Below are 16955 nucleotides of genomic sequence, written 5' to 3' on the forward strand. Positions count from 1 at the left end.
CTTAATCTTATAACCTAAATACCATGAACGAACGATATAGCGCCAGCGGCCTGATGAATCCATTTTTCCCGGACGAAGTTACATTCGGCGATAAGGGCGTGACGTTTAAAGTGAGAAAGCTTTTCAAGAGCACCGACAATTTTGTTTTTTATGCCGATATCTCAGGCGTTGAAATCGAAAGCGGGATATTCTTTTCGACAATAAGGGTAATCCCCAGGATGCGCCCGGAAATTATTATCAATAATTTTACAAAAGGAGATGCCAAGAGAGTCAAGGAGTTAATCCTCCAACAGGTTCAAGGTTGACATTTTTTTAACATTATCCTTGCGCTGTATAAATCAAATTCTTAGATTTGCACCAGAATTCAGATAGTTAATCGGATTTGAAATTCCTGAATAGCTCAGCCGGTTAGAGCATCTGACTGTTAATCAGAGGGTCGTTGGTTCGAGCCCAACTTCGGGAGCCTGAAAATGCGGTCCGCCGCTCCTAAAGCACTTAGCATTAATTTGCTAGGTGCTTTTTTCTTTTGTTGCAATAAAAGTTGCAATAGTTATCAAATAGGCAGAAAGTGATTGGCGAGCTTCAACCATCGGCTCGCAATTACAAACGGGCTTACTAGGACAATGATAATATCTTCCAAAAATCATTAATGTTGCATTTTATGAGTATATCTGTCTTTCCTTCGATAGTCCGGTAGCTTTTTTCTAAAGCACATAAGTTTCCAACTTTTGGGGTTTCCAAATATTGATGTTTTTACTATCGCAATATAAAAATGGGCTAGGCTCAGAAAGTCATGGAGAGTGTTACACAACTCTTGCAATTGCTAATCCTCGATTTGCTTGCTGAGAATCAATGACTATTATTTCCTTAGAAGTGATATGAAAACGTTGGCTATGAAAGCGAGTTGAGCTACTGCGAATAAAACAAGGAGTTTAAAAGGACTAATAAGCCCAAATGACGGCACCGCTACGATGGTGAAAATTACTATTGTTGTCGTAAGGTGCAAAAGGGAGAATACATAATTAGGCTTCTTGCCTGCCTTGTCAAATGCCCAATATATCATCCCAAAAGACCATAAAAGGACGACTGCTGCGACAACATATTGGTGTATAGTCATTACATAATAGGTGTCATAGAGCTGAACATCTAGTGTGGCTTGCCCCAATTGCAATCCTAAGAGGATAATAAGGGGCATACTTAACCAGCATAAGACATAAGGCGAGGTCCAGAGAGATGTTTGCTTCTTTGACATCATGAAGAGCGATCCTTTTTTCGAGATTATAAAACTATGATCAACACTAAAAATGGGTCTTACGCACTGCGTTTAAACTTTTAGATTTTTTTTTGGATAACTGGAATTTTATAACCTTCAGGAATGCAAGGAAAGAAAAATTATTCAGAAAAGCTTTTCATCAGTTTCCAACTTTCAGACCGCGTTCCCAAAGAAAACTTCTATTGAAGGCTTGGCGAAACGCTTGATTTACAGTTTTTCCACAGAGACACCCGCGCGCTGTATGGCAACACTGGCAATCCATTAATCATATGCTACTGAAATAGGTTGACAGTCACCCAGTTTGGAAAAATGATCTGGATACTGGACATTTTCGAAACGGATTTAAGTATCATCTTATGATGCAAACTTGGAAATCAGCCTGCGGCCGCGATTATTCAACTCCGAGTAAAAAGTATCCGAATTTTTCATGGCTGTTAAGCCCACTGTCTATGGCTACAAAATATCAAGATCGCGGGCCACATAGTAGCTTGGCACCAATGGCCGGAAGCCGGTTTTCCTGCGGAGTTTGGAAATATCATGAACGCCTTGAAAGGGGTCGGTAAGCGGCCCGTCCGTTCCATCAAAGGTATCTGCCGCTTTTCCGACAGAATCAGCCAGTTCGTACAGGGTTACCGGTGCATCGTCGGCTACGTTGAAGATCTCGCCATCCAGTCCTTCGATGGTGAGCAGCAGGACCAATGCCTGCGCAACATCCAGGTGATGTACCATATGCATGCGCGATCCTGAATGCATGTTCAGCTTTTTAATATATGGGATGATTTCAGCAATATGTGGGTCTTTATCACCGTAAACGAAGCCAAGGCGCAAGATACGGACGTCAAATCCCTGGTTTTGATGCATCTCGATTAATTCCCTTTCTGCGGCGATCTTGCTGGAAGAGTAAGCGCGCGGATCGTTGATATCCACTTGTTCGTCTTCTTTCGCAGGGCGGTGGTAACCCAAACCGTACACATTAGAGGTGCTGGTAAAAACAAATCGTTTGACACCGGCTTCGTGAGCTGCTTGCGCTAGTGCGATACTTCCCTCGCGGTTGGTTTTGATGATACCTTCATTATCTGTAAAGGTCCGGAAGAGCGCTGCAAGGTGGATCACGGCATCCATGCCGGAAACGGCCGCTGGCAAAGTCGCTGGTTCAAATAGATCGCCTGTTATGGGTTTCGCGCCAAGTTCAATCAAACTGCCAGCCTTTGCAGCGTCCCTGACTAATATCGATACATCGTAGCCTTTGGCTATCAGGCGTGGCACTAAACGGCTACCTACTTTTCCTGTCGCTCCTGTTACTAATATTTTCATTGTTGAATGATTTAATAATGATAGGCCAAAATTAGGCCGCAGCTTGGCGGACAGCCAATCAATATCAAACCGATAACTATGATTTTCAAACCTTGCGAAAAGTATTCGGTGTGCTGCCGGTTAGGCGCTTGAAATAATTATTGAAATAGGCAGGGTACTCAAATCCAAGCGCGTAGGCGATCTCGGACACGCTCCAGTCACTATGCTGCAACAATGCTTTTGCTTCGGCAATAATCCGTGCAGATATATGCGCTGAGGTGGTTTTGCCCGTCGTTTCCCTGACAGACCGGTTCAGGTAATTGACATGTACACTTAAATGCCTCGCATAGTCCTGCGGACTGCGTAGACGAAGTGGATCGTCGCTGCGTTCAATAGGGAATTGCTTTTCGAGCTGCTCAGTGAAAAGATGTGTAAGGCGGCTTTCGCCATTTCGGAAGGTAGATCCATGCCGCGCGGGCTGTATTCGAAGGGCCTCGTGGATGATCAGCGCAATGTAGTTTTTGATCAGATCTCCCTTGTGAAGATAGTCGCCATCGTACACTGCCAGCATTTTCTCAAAAAGGCCACTCATAAATGCGGCTTGTTCTGCATTCAGCGTAACAACCGGATTTTCGCCGACCCTGAAAAGAGGAGAGTCCTGTAATTCCCGGCCATTAAGGAAGGTTTCCGTAAAGATACAGGCGTAACCACTGGTACGATTAACGCGGCGGACAAGAGCGTGCGGTACATGCGGGTTGACGAAAAAGAGTGCGGTCCCTTTGATCTCCATTAGCTGACCGCCATAATTAATGGTCATGTCGCCGTTGACCAAACCCATTTTGTAAAAGTCGCGACGTCCAGCTTTGACCGGGATTTCTGTTGATTCAGGAAGGGCGTGAACTTTAAAACCTTTAAGCCGAAGGTCCGCTTCATTCAGTCCGGGTATTCCAGTTTTTTCTTCATTTAGCATGTGGCAAAGTTAATAAAATCAATCCTTTGCCATTCTCACTTTTACTGCCTGTGAGCGAATGTTATTACGTAAACGAAGCCCTAAATTCCATCGGAGATTGATTGGTTTTGTTTTTGAATAGCTTGCTGAAACTTTGCGAATGTTCAAATCCGAGCTCATAGGCAATTTCGGACATGCTTAGCTGCGTCGTGGTCAGCCGCTCTTTGGCTTTCTCGATTAATTTTTCGTGGATGTACTGCTGGGCATTCTGACCGATCAGCGAACGGAGCATATCGCTTAGGTAACCCGGCGAAAGGTTTAGTTTTTCAGAGAGAAATTGAACGGTAGGAACCCCGTCATGCAGGGATTGCCGGCTGTTCAAATAGTTATCAAGTATGGCTTCTGTTTTCGATAGGATATCATCGTTGACCACCTTGCGGGTAATGAACTGCCGCTTGTAGTAGCGGTTAACATAGCTCAACAGCAATTCGATATGGGCGATCATGAGCTCCTGACTAAATTCATCCACCCGGCTGTTGAGTTCCTTTTCCATGTGCCTGTAAATCGAAAGGATATTTTCCTTTTCTGTGTCGGATAAATGCAGTGCTTCATTCGCTGAATATGCGAAATAGCCATATTGCCTGATCTTACTTGCCAAAGGGTGGCCCAGTAAAAAATCGGGATGTATGAGCAGGATGTAACAATAGGTCTTGCTATTATAATCCGTGCTGCCCACTAATTGGTTAGGCGCCAAGAACAGCATGCTTCCTTCGTCGAAATCATAGTAATCCCGTCCGTATTTCAGCCTTCCGTTGTTATCGGTGATGAAGGTGATCTTATAGAAGCTAAGCACGTCGTAGATCGGCGCCATGCTTGTATTGAAGGGATTACGCTCGCTGAAATGGACAAGGCTGATCAAAGGATGTTGGGGTTTGGGCAGACCAAAGGCCTCATGCGTTTCCGATATCGTTATGAACCGTATCAATTTTTCCTCCTTATTTTTCATCATGTAAATGTACCAAAACCCCGTGACTGTTTCCAGCCACAGGATTTTGGCCTTATTACTATTACCATGCAACAACGTTGTCCGATCCCGCATAATGAGCCGGCCCCGTAAAACTTCCTGTCGGCAGGTCTTCTGACAAGGCTACCCTTATTGGTTCGATAGACCCTTCTTCCACCGTATCGGTTCCCTGGAAATTATTGAGTGCCGTTGCCGTAAAACCAGGACTTACCAGGTGTACTTTGATATCGGTATCCGCTAAATCGATGGCCAACGAAAGGAAAACGCCATTAAGCGCAGTTTTGGATGCCCCATAAACCGCATCGAAAGCCGAGCGGAATGGATTAGCCGGATTGGCATTCAAAGTGAGGGAGCCGAGTGCGCTCGACACAGTCACGATCCGTGCTTTTTCAGCCTTCGTCAATAGAGGTAAAAAGGCTTGTGTCACGGCAAGTGTACCAAACACATTCGTTTCCCAGACCGTTTTCATTTCGTCGATGGGTGCGATACTGGCGCGTTGAGCTCCAAGAACCTCTTCCATCGCGCGCCCAGGTTTCCCTGCATTCGAGATGGCCGCGTTATTTACCAGCAGCGTCAGGTATCCGGCTTCGCTTTGAATTTGTCTTACTGCTGCATCGATGGATTGGGAATCGGTAATATCCAATTGAATAGCTTTTGACTGTTTGCCGATCTCGGTAACGGCAATCTCCCCCTTGTCTTTGTTTCTGGAACCGACGTAAACGGTATAGCCTTCATCGGCAAGTGATTTAGCGATCTGGTATCCCACGCCTGTATTTGCTCCTGTTACCAGTGCCACTTTCTTTGTTTCTGTCTGCATATCATTTTAATTTTTACACAACAAAATTCCGCGATCATGACACAGCGCTTGTAGCCGAAACAGGAAATGTTGTAGCCAAATTGAGGGTGCATTCAGTATTGTACTTTTAAGCTTTTTTGGATGTTAAGTCATAATCCTCGAGGCTATTGATAAAGGAGACCAGAATGTTTCGTGCTTTCATCAATTCATAAAACGAGCATGAACTGCTAAAAGGATAGCCACGACAAAATTACCTACCATACTCAGGCCTTAATGGGCCTCGTATTGGAATTGCAGGTGCGGATCAGGATTTCCTTTAATCGTGGGATGTAACTTAAACTATTGATATGAATAAAAGGTGCAATAGAGTTTAAACTGAATATTTGGATAGGGATGTTTTAGATAATCCCGATTGTGGCGGCTTGCTAATGTTTCGCAAAAGTTACGACTTACGATAAAATCCGGCACGGAAAACTTCTGTGCCGGATCTGCTTATAACAAATCTAAAATTTTAATGAAGAAGACCTTCTTCCGAACACAAGCCGGGTTGACGAACTACTGGGACAAAGCTACATGCAGTTGACTAGCCCGACTATGGTGATGATCCCCATATTATGCGGCAAAATTCCCTATTTTAAAATTTCGAGTTTCAAAGCCTCATTGACGGCCTTAACACGTGAGTTTACATTGAGTTTGACCAGCAATGCAGAGATATGGTGATCTACTGTTTTGGAGGAAATAAACAACTTCGAGGCGATTTCCTTATTCTGCATACCTTCTTTCAGCAGTTGCAGCACGGTCAATTCGCGGAGCGTCAAATTGGCAACATTAGAACTTGTCGTTTGCCGCATTCCGCGTGGGATACGTCTGATACCCGAAGCCAGCATCACGGACTTGAGTTTTTGATAAGTAGCCGTTGCGCCCATTTTCTGGACGAGTTTGATCGCATTGCTTTTATCCTTTTCATCACCATCGAATAGGGTTATGGCCTCTTCGTAAGGACATCCTGCGGCTTGCCAAAATTGCGTAGCCTGTGTAGCCAGCGTATGGTTGCAGATTTTGTATTTTTCGTACATGCCGTCAACGGATATTTCCTGACTCCTAACTTTAAGCAGCCAGAAACAAAATTCAGAGTTTTCATAGATATTACCCATTATTTCAGTCATCTCAATGGTCCTGTCCAGCTCGTGGTTGCTCAGGATTTTTTCGCCTGTAAGCCATTCATATTCAAGTAAGGCAACCATTGCCGGGATGATCCTTTGTAATTCCATTGTCTCAAATGCCTTTTCCTGCGCACGGAGTAAAATTGGAAGTGCCCCTGCTTCTGCTCTTCTCATTTTAATGGTCCCAACGATGATCATCGGCCCGATGGTTACGACAGACGGGTGTTCGTCGTTTGCAAGGAGTTGTTCCGCAGTTCGGTAAGCGTCGTCCCATGCGCCGGTTTCCATGTCCATTCTGGCATTGAGCGACACCATATAATTGGTCCAGGAATCGAGCTCGCGTTTTTCGCAATATTGAATTCCTTCATCCAGTATTTTTTTTGCGAACGCGAAATCTTTGAGCCGGATTGAACTTGCGCCCAGGTTCGTGTAGGCACGGGCGGCGTGTTCGTGAAAAGAACCTTTCAATGCGATATGAAGACTTTCCTGCAATACATCAATTCCCAACTGTTTCAATTCCGGCATTTCCATCTGAACGGTGCCAACATTGTTGAGCGCATGAGAAAGCGTTTCCATGTCATCCAGCTTCTTGGCCATAGCAATGGCAAGCTGTCCCCAGGTCATACATTCATGTGGCTGGTGCGAAAGCATCTTTAATTGAGATATATTACTGAATGCCTGCGCCTTGACCCGCGAGTCAGGCTGTTTTTCCAGAACTTCGACGGCCTGAAACCCGTATTTTTCAGCTTCGTTGCGGTTTCCTTCAAACCACCACAAACGGGAAAGGAAACGCATACAATCGCCAATTTTTTCCACATCATTTTGCTGCTGGAATAAGGCCAGCAACTTTTCCTGATATTTAATCGCCTCTCGTGTCTGGTTGGTCAAATAACATTCATAGGCGTAAGATTCGTAATAATGAATGAGCCTGGCCATATCCTGGCCTTTGTAATAAGTTATGGCTGTACAATACAACTTAGCCGCTTCCAGATGGGCTCCGAGGCTAATGGCCTGGCGGGCGGCCAACGGAATATAACGGAGCATCAGATCATATTCATTAGCCCGTTCAGCGTGGTGGATAATTCGTTCTGTTTCCTGCTCCGGCTCGGCGGCTTCCAGCAGCAGATCGAGAATGCTTTTATTTAGAGCCGTTTTGGCGAATGGTGAAATAGATGATTCAATCGTGCGACGATACAGTTCATGCTTAAAAAATAGTTTATCTGCTTTCAACAACAGGATTTTAGAATCCAATGACTGCATGATCATCCCGGTATAAGAGGGGATGAGCTTTTCAAGGTATTTGATCTCCAATCCCGTCGGCGCTACTGAAAGGATCTCCCACACATTGCGGGTTTCGTCACTTTGCCTGGCACAAACAGAAAGTATGGAGTCTTTGATGCTTTCGGGTAGTCCGCTGCTGTAACTTGCCAGGATCTCGGTAACATAAAAAGGGTTACCGCCGGATATTTCGTAAACGTCCTCGCCGCTATATCCTTTCTCAGCTGCCATCCTGTCCACCGCATGTTTGGAGAGAGGAAGGAGTTCCAGACGCGAAAATGAGTCGATGGGCAACTGGCCCAAAAGATTTCGCAATGGGTGCCGGGAATGAATTTCGTCATTCCGATAGGTGAGAATAAACATGCACTGGAGTTGATTGATACGCCTGCTGAGGAATTTGATAAAATCCAGGGTTGCTTCGTCCGCCCAATGAATGTCTTCAAAAATGATGACCGAAGGCTCCGTCAAATTTTTCAATTCCAGAAGGAAATCAGCGAATAGGTCGCCTCTACTGCCTTTATTTCCTGTCTGCGTTAATGTGTCGTTTCCAAGTTGCCAGATGATATCGTATAACGGTGCCAGTGGCCGGGGCGTAAATAATGCATCGCAGGTACCCCTGAATATCCTGCAATCTCCTTTCCGCTCAGTGCAAAATGCCTTTACGAGCGAACTCTTACCCATTCCGGCCTCACCACTCAGCAGAATGCAATGACCTTCTCCGTTTATGGTATCATCAAATTGGGTGTTTAACCGGGTCAAAAAACCCGATCGTTCTATTAATTCCATGGCTAATTGATTAAAGTAGGAGTGTAAGCCTCTTGTTTACACGTTTGAGTAGATACGTAGCAATGATTATGATAGTTGCTTGAATTGTAATATAGGAGTGGGAAATATTACAAAATAGGGAATACCTCTTATATCGGAAACAAGATTCCGCCCTTGTTTTGCATCAACAAGTTTTCCTGCTTTGATCAACACATAAATGCTATGAAAAAAAATGTTCTGGTAGTCATCTTTACTACCCTATGTCTGTACGCTTGTCAGCAGGAGGCTGTCACGGTCGACACGTCCGTTCCTAAGGAGATCCATGATTCTGTATCAATTGAAGTATTAAAACGATTTCTTACGGAAGCCATGGGCGCATCGGAAAAAGCAATCGTTTACAATCCGGCCGACACCATGTTTGTCATTGAAGGTGACATTTTGATATCCAAAACAGAAGCTGAGAAGCAATATAAAGATAACGTAAATCTGGCCAGCGCGCATCGTCGGAGGCGTTGGCTCGTGTCTGATACTTGGGTAAGAAACATTAAAATTTATATGCGTCCAGGTACTCCACCAGAATGGGTTGCGGTCACAAGAACTGCCATAGCGCAATGGAATCTACTGAGGGGTATCAAAGTCAAATTTTCGGAGGTGAGTGAGCTCCGTTGGGCGGACATGGAAATAGTGTCTAATGTTAATGCGGAGAGCCCTCAAGCAGCTAACGCGCAGTTTCCAAGCATGGAGGGAAAGCCAGGATCTAGCATTGTTATCAATTTGAAGTATAGCTATATTCCCGACGCTGAAAAATTAACTGTTATGGCCCATGAGCTAGGGCACACAATTGGGATAGCGCACACTGATCTGCAGACACCCGGTTTTTTCGAGCAAGTTATCCCGGGTACTCCGACTGCTGACCCTCATTCAGTAATGAACTCCATGAGCAGTAACTGGACAGGATTTACTATTGGCGACAAGAAGGCCGTTCAGATCTTGTATCCCAATGGTGAATGGGTTCAGATTGCTGGATCTGCCACGGATATTGCAGTGGGAGCACAAGGGTCGGTTTTTGCCATTGGCAAGGACCCCGTGGGTGCTGATTTTGGAATTTATCGACAAAGCACATCCGGTAGCTGGATAAAGATGCCAGGATCGGCCATAAAAATTACGGCAGGTGCAGGTGATGTACCGTGGGTTGTCAATTCGGTTGGGGGTATTTATCGCTTCAACGGAAGCTTATGGGATCGAATGCCCGGGACTGCAAAGGACATTGCGGCGGCCGGGGACGGTTCGGTATATATGGTCGGAGGGGCCGCAGTTGCAGGAGGTTTTGGTATACATAAATGGAATGGTACCAACTGGACTAAGCTGCCGGGTGGAGCTGTGCGTATCGCAGCGGGCGCGCAGGGTATCCCTTGGATAGTCGACAATACGGGTAAAATTTCCTTCCTCGGAGGTAATTCCACGAGTTGGTCAGGAGTGTCCGGATCGGCCACTGATATTTTCGCCGGACTCGACGGATCCGTTTACATTACTGGTCGCAATCCCGTCTATGGAGGTTATACCCTATCCAGGTGGAATGGAACTGGTTGGAGCTCAATGCCGGGAACTGCGGTTACATTGGCTGTTAATCCTATCGGTCAGCCTTGGGCAGTGAATAGCTTGGGAGAAATCTGGTACCAGAGTTTATAGTCCAAAGCGACAAATAAATTCAGAAAAATTCATCCATTGTCGAGTACGCCACGCTTATCACCGACATCAAAAATCCACCTGCTGTTCCCGAAGGTTTTCAGGTAAGGACGATGAATTGGAGACCAATACAGAATTTAATTTGTGGACGCTGCATACCTGGGTTGAACTGGATAATACGCACGGCATATTCGCTCCTCACAATACTACATTACCGTGATCCATTTATAGTGTAAAAACTGATTATAATGATCAAAATATTTCATTCGTTCACAACTTTGATAAGGATGGCTGTATTTGCAGCAGTCTCTCTGACCGCATGTACCGACCATGTTGATCCAGACACGTCATCGCCAGCTTTTAAAATTGCCCAGGCCCTGGCATTGCCAATTCCAGCGGCAGTAGCATTGCCCGCTAATCCTAATGGAAACAGTCCAGTGGCAGTTTATTTTGCAGAAGGCGTACAAAGATACAAGGCGCAGGAAAAACTATATAGCTATCCTACTTCATATGAATGGGTATTCGTTGAGCCAGAAGCTGATTTATTCGCTGTTTCAAATGCGAAAGTGGGACGACATTTTGGTGGGCCATCCTGGACGGTTGATGCTACGAATTCGTTGATCGTAGGCCAGCAGTTTTCTCCGGCAAAAACTACTAACGTGGATCCGCAGCACATCGATTGGCTGCTCTTAATGCCTAAGACAGGAACAATACCTAATGGCAGATTTCAAGAGACCGATTATATTCAGCGCATTGCAACAAAGGGAGGGAGGGCGCCTGTTGTCCCGCCGGGTAATGCGCTGGAAACCGTAGACGTTCCTTACACGGCTGTTTATATATTCTCAAAAATCAATCCCTGAAACCAAGTTCTGATAAGAGATTAACAGTTTTGTAGTTAATGTAGGGCCTGCATTAGATTCAAATGCTTGTCGTGCGCCCTTTTCATTTCCAGACCTTCTTTCAGGCTCATCAAAGGCTGCTTGCCATTATGAGCATTGATCATGCTGATCTTGAAAACGATTTCCCAATGTCGGTAAATCTCCTTCCATGCGAAAAACAACGAGTGGGCGGGGTCGTAAATGTGTGTGGGTTCGCTGCCTGTACCATTCAATTCGATGATCGAAAAATGTCTTCCGGCTTCGAGTTCTTCCCAATTTTTAAAGCGGATATCCAGTCTGCCGAAATAAAAGCCGGGCACCTGTGTGCATACCTTATCGATCATATCTGTTAGGCCAGGTGTTATGCGGCTATGCAGGTCAATGAACCTGGATCCACGGCTATGATTGCCGTACGGTACCAGGGTAAGTATCTCCCCGGAGTCAGGAATGTTATCAAACTGATCGCCAAAGACAGCTGCCAATGCGTGCAGCTGCAAAACAGCTCGGTCATTTTGCATTAGTAGAGACAGCAGACTGGTCTGTCCATCTCCGGTCACGCTTAAAAACTCTTTCCCGACAATACCTGATAGTTGCCCGTTTTTATTTCCTGGAATACGGTAATAGAAAATGCCGATCTCATGGGAATAGTCGATATACTCCTGTAATAAAAAGTCAACCTTGCTGCGAGAACGATAGGCGTCTAAGTCAGCCGGCTTACGTAAAAGTTCAACTTGAATGCCGCGCTCGCCGATATCGGGTTTGGCAATCAAAGGGAAATCAAGAGAGGACTCGCGGAGCACCGAATTGATCTCCCCAGCCGACATTCCGGTTTTGCAAAGTACGCCTTTTGGATATAACCCTTCCGGCAATAATGGGTAAATATCGCTTTTGCGTTCCTGGATAAAACCGGAGTATGCTATCCCGGGATTTGCCGCACTGAAAAACAACAATGACCGGGCCCGCAAGCTGAGCCATAACCACAGCGGGACCAGGGGAAGATACAAGCATGCGAATGGCCAGTATTCCCAATGTCTGAGACGGATCCAAAATCTCCGGGTTTTCCAATAAAAACTGTTAAACAATAATGGTGTGCCAGAAGCCTGTGTTTGCATGCGTTTGGCAGCGACTTCGCCCGAGTGCAGATCATGATAAAGCACGCTAGCCCGCCTGTCAGTCGAAAGCGCTAACAAGGTGACACTCACCGTCCGGATATTTGCATTATGAGGCGCATTGCTGGTCTCATACCTCATGTTGGCGCCTAGGTGAAAGTCCGCCACAGCTTCCGGTTTTACCTGCCTGGTCTCTTTGAGCCACTGTATTAGGGCGTTTTCACGTTGTAATTGCATATCGCGGTCATATAATGTTACCGACGCCCAGATATGTGGTTTGGTCGCGTCGAGCTCAGTGAGATGTTTATGGTCCCCGTCCCACGTGCAACGCCGAAGTCTTCCTTGGGTTAAAAGAATGATGGTGAATGGCTCAATGGCTTTAAGGTCCATAGCCTGGAAATGGTCGGCAGGCGAATTTGTACTCATTATATCCAGCATGATGAGTCCCCGGCTTTTGCGGTACGGCGTCTGGTAAAAATGATTTTTAAAACCGCCGTTTAAGAGCACTGCTGCCGAACGGTCACCGTTCAGAACGATCCATGTCCCGCCTGCCTGCGCATCTTTGGGGTAGATCATTTCAATTTTATTTACGCAATAGCACTCGGGCGGCACTGCCGGAGCCCGGTCAATGCGTTCGTCCCGGTTAGAGGTGAGGAAAATGCTGTTTTCAGCCGGGATGTAGGTTACTGTACACATTTATCCTGATGGTATCGGATTGTCGAACTGGCAACGCCGAAATCCTCAGCCAGCTCAATGTTAGATATAGCTCTGATACCGATCTTCAATATCGCCATATGGTGCACTGTGTGTTCGAGGTTGTACAGCAGCTCGCGCTCGTAGCTAGTCTGAACATGAAAATTCGGCGTTCCGCTGCTCGGTTTATAAGCCAGCAGCAGTGTTTTATTATCATATTTGAGGTCCGCGATTATTTGGCGGAGTTTTAATATAGCACAATCCAGGTGGTTTTCAATAGCCTTTTCCCGGCGTCTGGCATCGTAATCTACACAGCCGACAAGATAGCCCTGTTCGAGCTCCTGGAAAAACTCAATGATGTGCCGCACATGCATACCCAGCGAAGCTTCCGACAATACGGGAATTTTGCTGATATACTGCACATCGCTAAGCCTGCTCAGGACATCGCCGAGTTGTTCCAACAGTGGAATCAGTGATGTTGTTATTAGTCTGTTCATATCAATCGTATGGTCAAAATCAGCCAGTACCTCGCCAGGCACCGGCTGATCAATTAATGTTCACGCATTCTAATGCCTGACAAACTGCTACGTTGCCAATAGGCCAGAATCAAACAGCTTCCCATCACCAGCACCGCGTAAATAAACAGCTGCCCCGAATCGCCTTGCACTTCAATACCCAGACGTGTAAGGTGCATAAATATCGCGCCGGTCATTACGCCGATCCCCACCAAGGCTCCGTAAGCTGTGGTGCGTGGCACCAGAATCAATACCGAAGCGATCAGTTCAAAAACGCCGACCAGTATACGGCCCCATGGCTCCATCCCCAGACTGGAAAAGATGTAAACGGATTCCGGGGCTGCGGTAAATTTGAAGAACAGGGTTTGAAGCATGATCCCGGCGGAGGCCAATCTGAGCAGCCATGTCCAGGTCTTTTGAGTTTTACGCCTCATTATTGCTTGTCTTTGATCAGTGGCCACTCTGTATCGGCTTTCCTAATGAGCTCATCCCGCTTTTTCGACCAGTTTTCCTTCACTTTCTGGTTGTAATTGAAGTATAATTTATCGTTGACGATGGTCCAGGTATCCGTTTCAGTAGGAGCTTTGTGACCTTGGGATGTTCCGTAGGCACAATAGCCGCCGTATTGGGGCATATACATGTCGGGATTTGCTTTGAATGCATCCAGGTTGGCGCGGTTGGCAAATAGCCACTGGGCATCTTTGTATTGGTAGGATAAGCTATCGGCCCCGGCAACAGGTCCGGCATCTTTGAAGAATGCCACTACGTCATATCCTTTAATGGCTTTGCCACCGGGTGCGAATATCTCTGATTTTTGAGCATAACTGCCCAATGCAGTTAGTATGAAAGTCGTTGCTAAAATAATTTTTCTCATGATGTATTTTGGATTTTAAGGTACAAATTTGCTCCAGTTCTTATTCGCCTGCGCTTTTAGACGGGCTTCGTCCTGATTCCAGCTTTTAAGGGTGTTGTTGAAATACTTATTGTAAAAAAGATAAAGCTTACCGTCAATGACTTTGAAAGTTTCGGGATCAACTTCCACCTTTTCCCCTTTCTTGCCCATTGCAAATGCACACCAGCCGCCATACTGAGGTTCGTAGCGGGCAGGGTTACCCGCAAATTCATCCCGGTTCTGTTTGGACATAAACCGATAGACAGTTCCGTTGAAGTTGGTCGAAAACTCCTTTTTACCTTCAAGTGCCTTGTTCATCATAAAATATGCAACCGGATCATAGCCTTGAATCGCCAGCCCGGAACCTTCCAGGTTAAATTGCTTTTTACGAATCTCGACCGTTTGCGCAAAGGCTTGTCCAAGACCGAGCGCGAGCAATAAAAAAATGCTGATTTGCTTTTTCATTAGATTGAATTTAAAACCCGTTGCATTGCCACAGCGAGGCGTGGGTTATTGCAGCGTAACTTTGATCATGCTGCCGATCGCTGGCAGCGTGGTGAATTGGTTAGGGTTGGGGACCAGAGCAATGGCTTTACTCTCTGCCAACGGCGTTCCAGCCAGATTAAATTGGGTAATACCTGCACCGGGAAATTGGTCAATGGCCGTACCATTATCATATAATCCGATGGAGCTGGAAACATCTCCCGTGGTGCTTCCGTCAATACCATTGCCTTTCGGGGCAAAAAACCAGTCGTTCGAAAATCCGTACATGGTTGCAATCGCGATGCGGTCGCCGGGCATAAGTGACAGTGACTGGGAAACTTTGCCGCCGGGATTTCCGCCGATTTTAGGCAACAACACAGTGCTGTTAGGTTCTTTGAGAACGTAAACATTTTTAACGCCACCCTTACCCGTCAGGGCCTTAGCCAACATGTCGGCATTGCCTTTTTGTGCCAATTCCTTCAATCCTTCGCCCCTGTCGTTTTCCCCGGACTTGAAAAAAGGGTTTTCACTACCGTTGTAAACAATCACAAGGATTGGCGACAGCGGAGTGAATATGCCTGTCAGACCGGTCAGCATTGCACTCATTGGTCCATTGTCGCCTGCTTCGGCAATGCGTGTCAATGCTTCCGTTGTAGCCTTATCTTTGGAATAGATCGGTTCGGGCAAAAGCAGGTCGTTGCCCGCCACATAGGAAATCGCCCAGTTGCCTGGACTGAATGGTGTTTCGTTAGCCGTACCGCCTGACTGGTTTTTGATCGTGACAGTGAACATTGAACTGCCGTCATAATTTAGCGACACCTTCATCAATTGCGATGCGGGCAGAAATGCATGGCCATAGTCGTCCATGCCATTCACTTCCTTGATGTTTCGTTTCGCAGCTTCTGCCGTGCCAGGGTGCACGAGGGCCATTCCTGGTTTGCCGTTCACCCTTGTCCCGTTATCCCATAGTTTGATCTTCGACGAAATTTCTCCTGTAATGGGCGTTCCATCGTCACCATAGAGCCTTATACCCGGATTTTCTGGTGCAAAAAACAGGTCATTGCTCCACCCGTACATGGTGGCGAAGGTCAGGCGCTGGTTTTTGGATGCCGAAAATGAGAAAGATATGGATTGCCCGGGCAGGATTACAGGGGGAGCGCCGGCCCCTTTGAATGTTCCCGACTGTACCAACGGTTTGCTGTCAAGGACATTCTCGATCGAAATAGTCCTCGGCTGTGGTTGAGGATCGTGGTCCTTCGTACAAGAACTGAAAATAAGGGCTGTCAGCGATAGCCCAAGCAGTGGTTTGATCATATCCGGTTGTGTTTTGCGTGTTGGAATGATGCAAAACAACGGAGACGATATCCCACCGGCGTTACAGAATTATAACAAAAGTATCACACCGGATTTTGTGCTGTTTTATTTATGAACTTGCAGAAAATCAGGGGGCAAATGGATACAAGAAATGTTTTGATCATTGAGGACGACAGCAATATCACAGAGCTGCTGACCATCCATCTATCTGATCTGGGATGTAAGGTGGTTGCTGAAAAAAATGGGCAGAATGGTCTTGAGAGGGCATTGGATTCGGCATTCGAGCTGATTATCCTGGATGTAATGCTGCCAGGTATGAACGGGATGGAAGTGTGCAGAAAGGTAAGGCAGAACGACCGACAAACGCCAATAATGATGCTTACTGCGCGGTCCGAAGAAATTGATAAGGTTATGGGCCTTGAAACAGGCGCCGACGATTACCTTACCAAACCCTTCAGCATCAGGGAATTTATTGCACGTGTACGCGTCATTTTTCGCCGGAGCGAAGAAAAGGCCAGGTACAGCACGCCGCGGCCACCGCAGATCAGCATTGCCGGTCTTGAAATCGATATTGATAAACGTAAAGTTATGCTACTCGGGGAGCGCATCGAGCTTTCGCCGCGTGAATTTGAGCTGATCGTCCTGCTGGCTTCCAATCCTGGCAGGAGTTATAGCCGCAAACAGCTGCTGAGTCTGGTTTGGGGTTACGATTTCGAAGGCTATGAGCATACGGTTAACACACATATTAACCGGCTCAGAGGAAAAATTGAAGTGGATGTTTCCAATCCGTCATTTGTATTAACCACCTGGGGCATTGGCTACCGATTTAATGAAGACCTGTAAT

15 protein-coding genes and 1 tRNA gene are annotated in these 16955 nt (G+C 46.3%); 5 read left to right on the forward strand and 11 right to left on the reverse strand.

Going from position 1 to position 16955, the window contains the following annotated elements:
• Positions 1 to 23 precede the first annotated feature (23 nt).
• Both NFI81_RS21815 and NFI81_RS21820 read left to right on the forward strand, forming a co-directional pair.
• The gene (locus NFI81_RS21815) at positions 24 to 305 is read left to right on the forward strand and encodes a hypothetical protein (RefSeq protein WP_234615017.1); all 282 of its coding nucleotides are present in this window, start codon (positions 24 to 26) and stop codon (positions 303 to 305) included.
• Between the two features lie 84 nt (positions 306 to 389).
• Positions 390 to 463 (forward strand) — tRNA-Asn (locus tag NFI81_RS21820).
• Positions 464 to 1726: 1263 nt separating this feature from the next.
• Here the strand turns inward: NFI81_RS21820 and NFI81_RS21825 are convergent.
• From NFI81_RS21825 to NFI81_RS21845, 5 genes are all read right to left on the reverse strand, one after another.
• Positions 1727 to 2587, reverse strand: coding sequence for an NAD-dependent epimerase/dehydratase family protein (locus NFI81_RS21825; protein ID WP_255717535.1), 861 nt, complete (start codon positions 2585 to 2587; stop codon positions 1727 to 1729).
• Positions 2588 to 2672: 85 nt separating this feature from the next.
• Positions 2673 to 3536 (reverse strand): helix-turn-helix domain-containing protein, encoded by an 864-nt coding sequence (locus NFI81_RS21830; RefSeq protein WP_234615015.1) that lies wholly within the window; start codon positions 3534 to 3536, stop codon positions 2673 to 2675.
• Positions 3537 to 3600: 64 nt separating this feature from the next.
• Positions 3601 to 4614 (reverse strand): helix-turn-helix domain-containing protein, encoded by a 1014-nt coding sequence (locus tag NFI81_RS21835; protein ID WP_310589250.1) that lies wholly within the window; start codon positions 4612 to 4614, stop codon positions 3601 to 3603.
• Positions 4583 to 5356 carry an SDR family NAD(P)-dependent oxidoreductase gene (locus NFI81_RS21840; protein ID WP_234615014.1) on the reverse strand — a complete coding sequence of 258 codons (774 nt, stop codon included), beginning with the start codon at positions 5354 to 5356 and terminating at the stop codon, positions 4583 to 4585. The genes NFI81_RS21835 and NFI81_RS21840 overlap by 32 nt, the downstream gene beginning before the upstream one ends.
• Before the next feature lie 608 nt (positions 5357 to 5964).
• Positions 5965 to 8562: a helix-turn-helix transcriptional regulator gene (locus NFI81_RS21845; protein WP_234615013.1), complete on the reverse strand. Its 2598-nt coding sequence runs from the start codon at positions 8560 to 8562 to the stop codon at positions 5965 to 5967.
• 393 nt (positions 8563 to 8955) lie between these two features.
• On the opposite strand from NFI81_RS21845, the gene NFI81_RS21850 reads away from it, so the two are divergent.
• Positions 8956 to 10230 (forward strand): M57 family metalloprotease, encoded by a 1275-nt coding sequence (locus tag NFI81_RS21850; protein ID WP_234615362.1) that lies wholly within the window; start codon positions 8956 to 8958, stop codon positions 10228 to 10230.
• A 245-nt stretch (positions 10231 to 10475) separates the two neighbouring features.
• On the forward strand, positions 10476 to 11087 hold the full coding sequence (locus tag NFI81_RS21855) for a DUF3455 domain-containing protein (RefSeq protein WP_234615012.1): 612 nt from the start codon (positions 10476 to 10478) through the stop codon (positions 11085 to 11087).
• A gap of 35 nt (positions 11088 to 11122) precedes the next feature.
• Here NFI81_RS21855 and NFI81_RS21860 read toward each other — a convergent pair whose 3' ends face one another.
• The 6 genes from NFI81_RS21860 to NFI81_RS21885 are packed head-to-tail and all read right to left on the reverse strand — an operon-like array spanning position 11123 to position 16111.
• Positions 11123 to 12910 carry an NRDE family protein gene (locus NFI81_RS21860; protein WP_234615011.1) on the reverse strand — a complete coding sequence of 596 codons (1788 nt, stop codon included), beginning with the start codon at positions 12908 to 12910 and terminating at the stop codon, positions 11123 to 11125.
• Positions 12898 to 13404 carry a hypothetical protein gene (locus tag NFI81_RS21865; RefSeq protein WP_234615010.1) on the reverse strand — a complete coding sequence of 169 codons (507 nt, stop codon included), beginning with the start codon at positions 13402 to 13404 and terminating at the stop codon, positions 12898 to 12900. The genes NFI81_RS21860 and NFI81_RS21865 overlap by 13 nt, the downstream gene beginning before the upstream one ends.
• Before the next feature lie 53 nt (positions 13405 to 13457).
• Positions 13458 to 13856, reverse strand: a complete 399-nt coding sequence (locus NFI81_RS21870; protein ID WP_234615009.1) for a DoxX family protein — start codon at positions 13854 to 13856, stop codon at positions 13458 to 13460.
• A complete protein-coding gene (locus NFI81_RS21875; protein ID WP_234615008.1) occupies positions 13856 to 14296 on the reverse strand; it encodes a YHS domain-containing (seleno)protein in 441 nt (146 codons plus the stop codon). Before NFI81_RS21875 ends, NFI81_RS21870 begins: the two co-directional genes overlap by 1 nt.
• A 15-nt stretch (positions 14297 to 14311) precedes the next feature.
• Positions 14312 to 14779 (reverse strand): YHS domain-containing (seleno)protein, encoded by a 468-nt coding sequence (locus NFI81_RS21880; protein WP_234615007.1) that lies wholly within the window; start codon positions 14777 to 14779, stop codon positions 14312 to 14314.
• Between the two features lie 45 nt (positions 14780 to 14824).
• On the reverse strand, positions 14825 to 16111 hold the full coding sequence (locus tag NFI81_RS21885; RefSeq protein ID WP_234615006.1) for a spondin domain-containing protein: 1287 nt from the start codon (positions 16109 to 16111) through the stop codon (positions 14825 to 14827).
• A gap of 138 nt (positions 16112 to 16249) precedes the next feature.
• On the opposite strand from NFI81_RS21885, the gene NFI81_RS21890 reads away from it, so the two are divergent.
• Entirely contained in the window at positions 16250 to 16954 is a 705-nt protein-coding gene (locus NFI81_RS21890) for a response regulator transcription factor (RefSeq protein ID WP_234615005.1), read from the forward strand.
• Position 16955: the final 1 nt, after the last annotated feature.

The organism is Dyadobacter fanqingshengii (assembly GCF_023822005.2).
Taxonomy (GTDB): Bacteria; Bacteroidota; Bacteroidia; order Cytophagales; family Spirosomataceae; genus Dyadobacter; species Dyadobacter fanqingshengii.

Excerpts from the sequence above, each read along its gene's own strand:
- NFI81_RS21815 (WP_234615017.1), top strand. The coding sequence starts at position 24 with ATGAACGAACGATATAGCGCCAGCGGCCTGATGAATCCATTTTTCCCG.
- NFI81_RS21825 (WP_255717535.1), bottom strand. The coding sequence starts at position 2,587 with ATGAAAATATTAGTAACAGGAGCGACAGGAAAAGTAGGTAGCCGTTTA.
- NFI81_RS21830 (WP_234615015.1), bottom strand. The coding sequence starts at position 3,536 with ATGCTAAATGAAGAAAAAACTGGAATACCCGGACTGAATGAAGCGGAC.
- NFI81_RS21835 (WP_310589250.1), bottom strand. The coding sequence starts at position 4,614 with ATGCGGGATCGGACAACGTTGTTGCATGGTAATAGTAATAAGGCCAAA.
- NFI81_RS21840 (WP_234615014.1), bottom strand. The coding sequence starts at position 5,356 with ATGCAGACAGAAACAAAGAAAGTGGCACTGGTAACAGGAGCAAATACA.
- NFI81_RS21845 (WP_234615013.1), bottom strand. The coding sequence starts at position 8,562 with ATGGAATTAATAGAACGATCGGGTTTTTTGACCCGGTTAAACACCCAA.
- NFI81_RS21850 (WP_234615362.1), top strand. The coding sequence starts at position 8,956 with ATGTTTGTCATTGAAGGTGACATTTTGATATCCAAAACAGAAGCTGAG.
- NFI81_RS21855 (WP_234615012.1), top strand. The coding sequence starts at position 10,476 with ATGATCAAAATATTTCATTCGTTCACAACTTTGATAAGGATGGCTGTA.
- NFI81_RS21860 (WP_234615011.1), bottom strand. The coding sequence starts at position 12,910 with ATGTGTACAGTAACCTACATCCCGGCTGAAAACAGCATTTTCCTCACC.
- NFI81_RS21865 (WP_234615010.1), bottom strand. The coding sequence starts at position 13,404 with ATGAACAGACTAATAACAACATCACTGATTCCACTGTTGGAACAACTC.
- NFI81_RS21870 (WP_234615009.1), bottom strand. The coding sequence starts at position 13,856 with ATGAGGCGTAAAACTCAAAAGACCTGGACATGGCTGCTCAGATTGGCC.
- NFI81_RS21875 (WP_234615008.1), bottom strand. The coding sequence starts at position 14,296 with ATGAGAAAAATTATTTTAGCAACGACTTTCATACTAACTGCATTGGGC.
- NFI81_RS21880 (WP_234615007.1), bottom strand. The coding sequence starts at position 14,779 with ATGAAAAAGCAAATCAGCATTTTTTTATTGCTCGCGCTCGGTCTTGGA.
- NFI81_RS21885 (WP_234615006.1), bottom strand. The coding sequence starts at position 16,111 with ATGATCAAACCACTGCTTGGGCTATCGCTGACAGCCCTTATTTTCAGT.
- NFI81_RS21890 (WP_234615005.1), top strand. The coding sequence starts at position 16,250 with ATGGATACAAGAAATGTTTTGATCATTGAGGACGACAGCAATATCACA.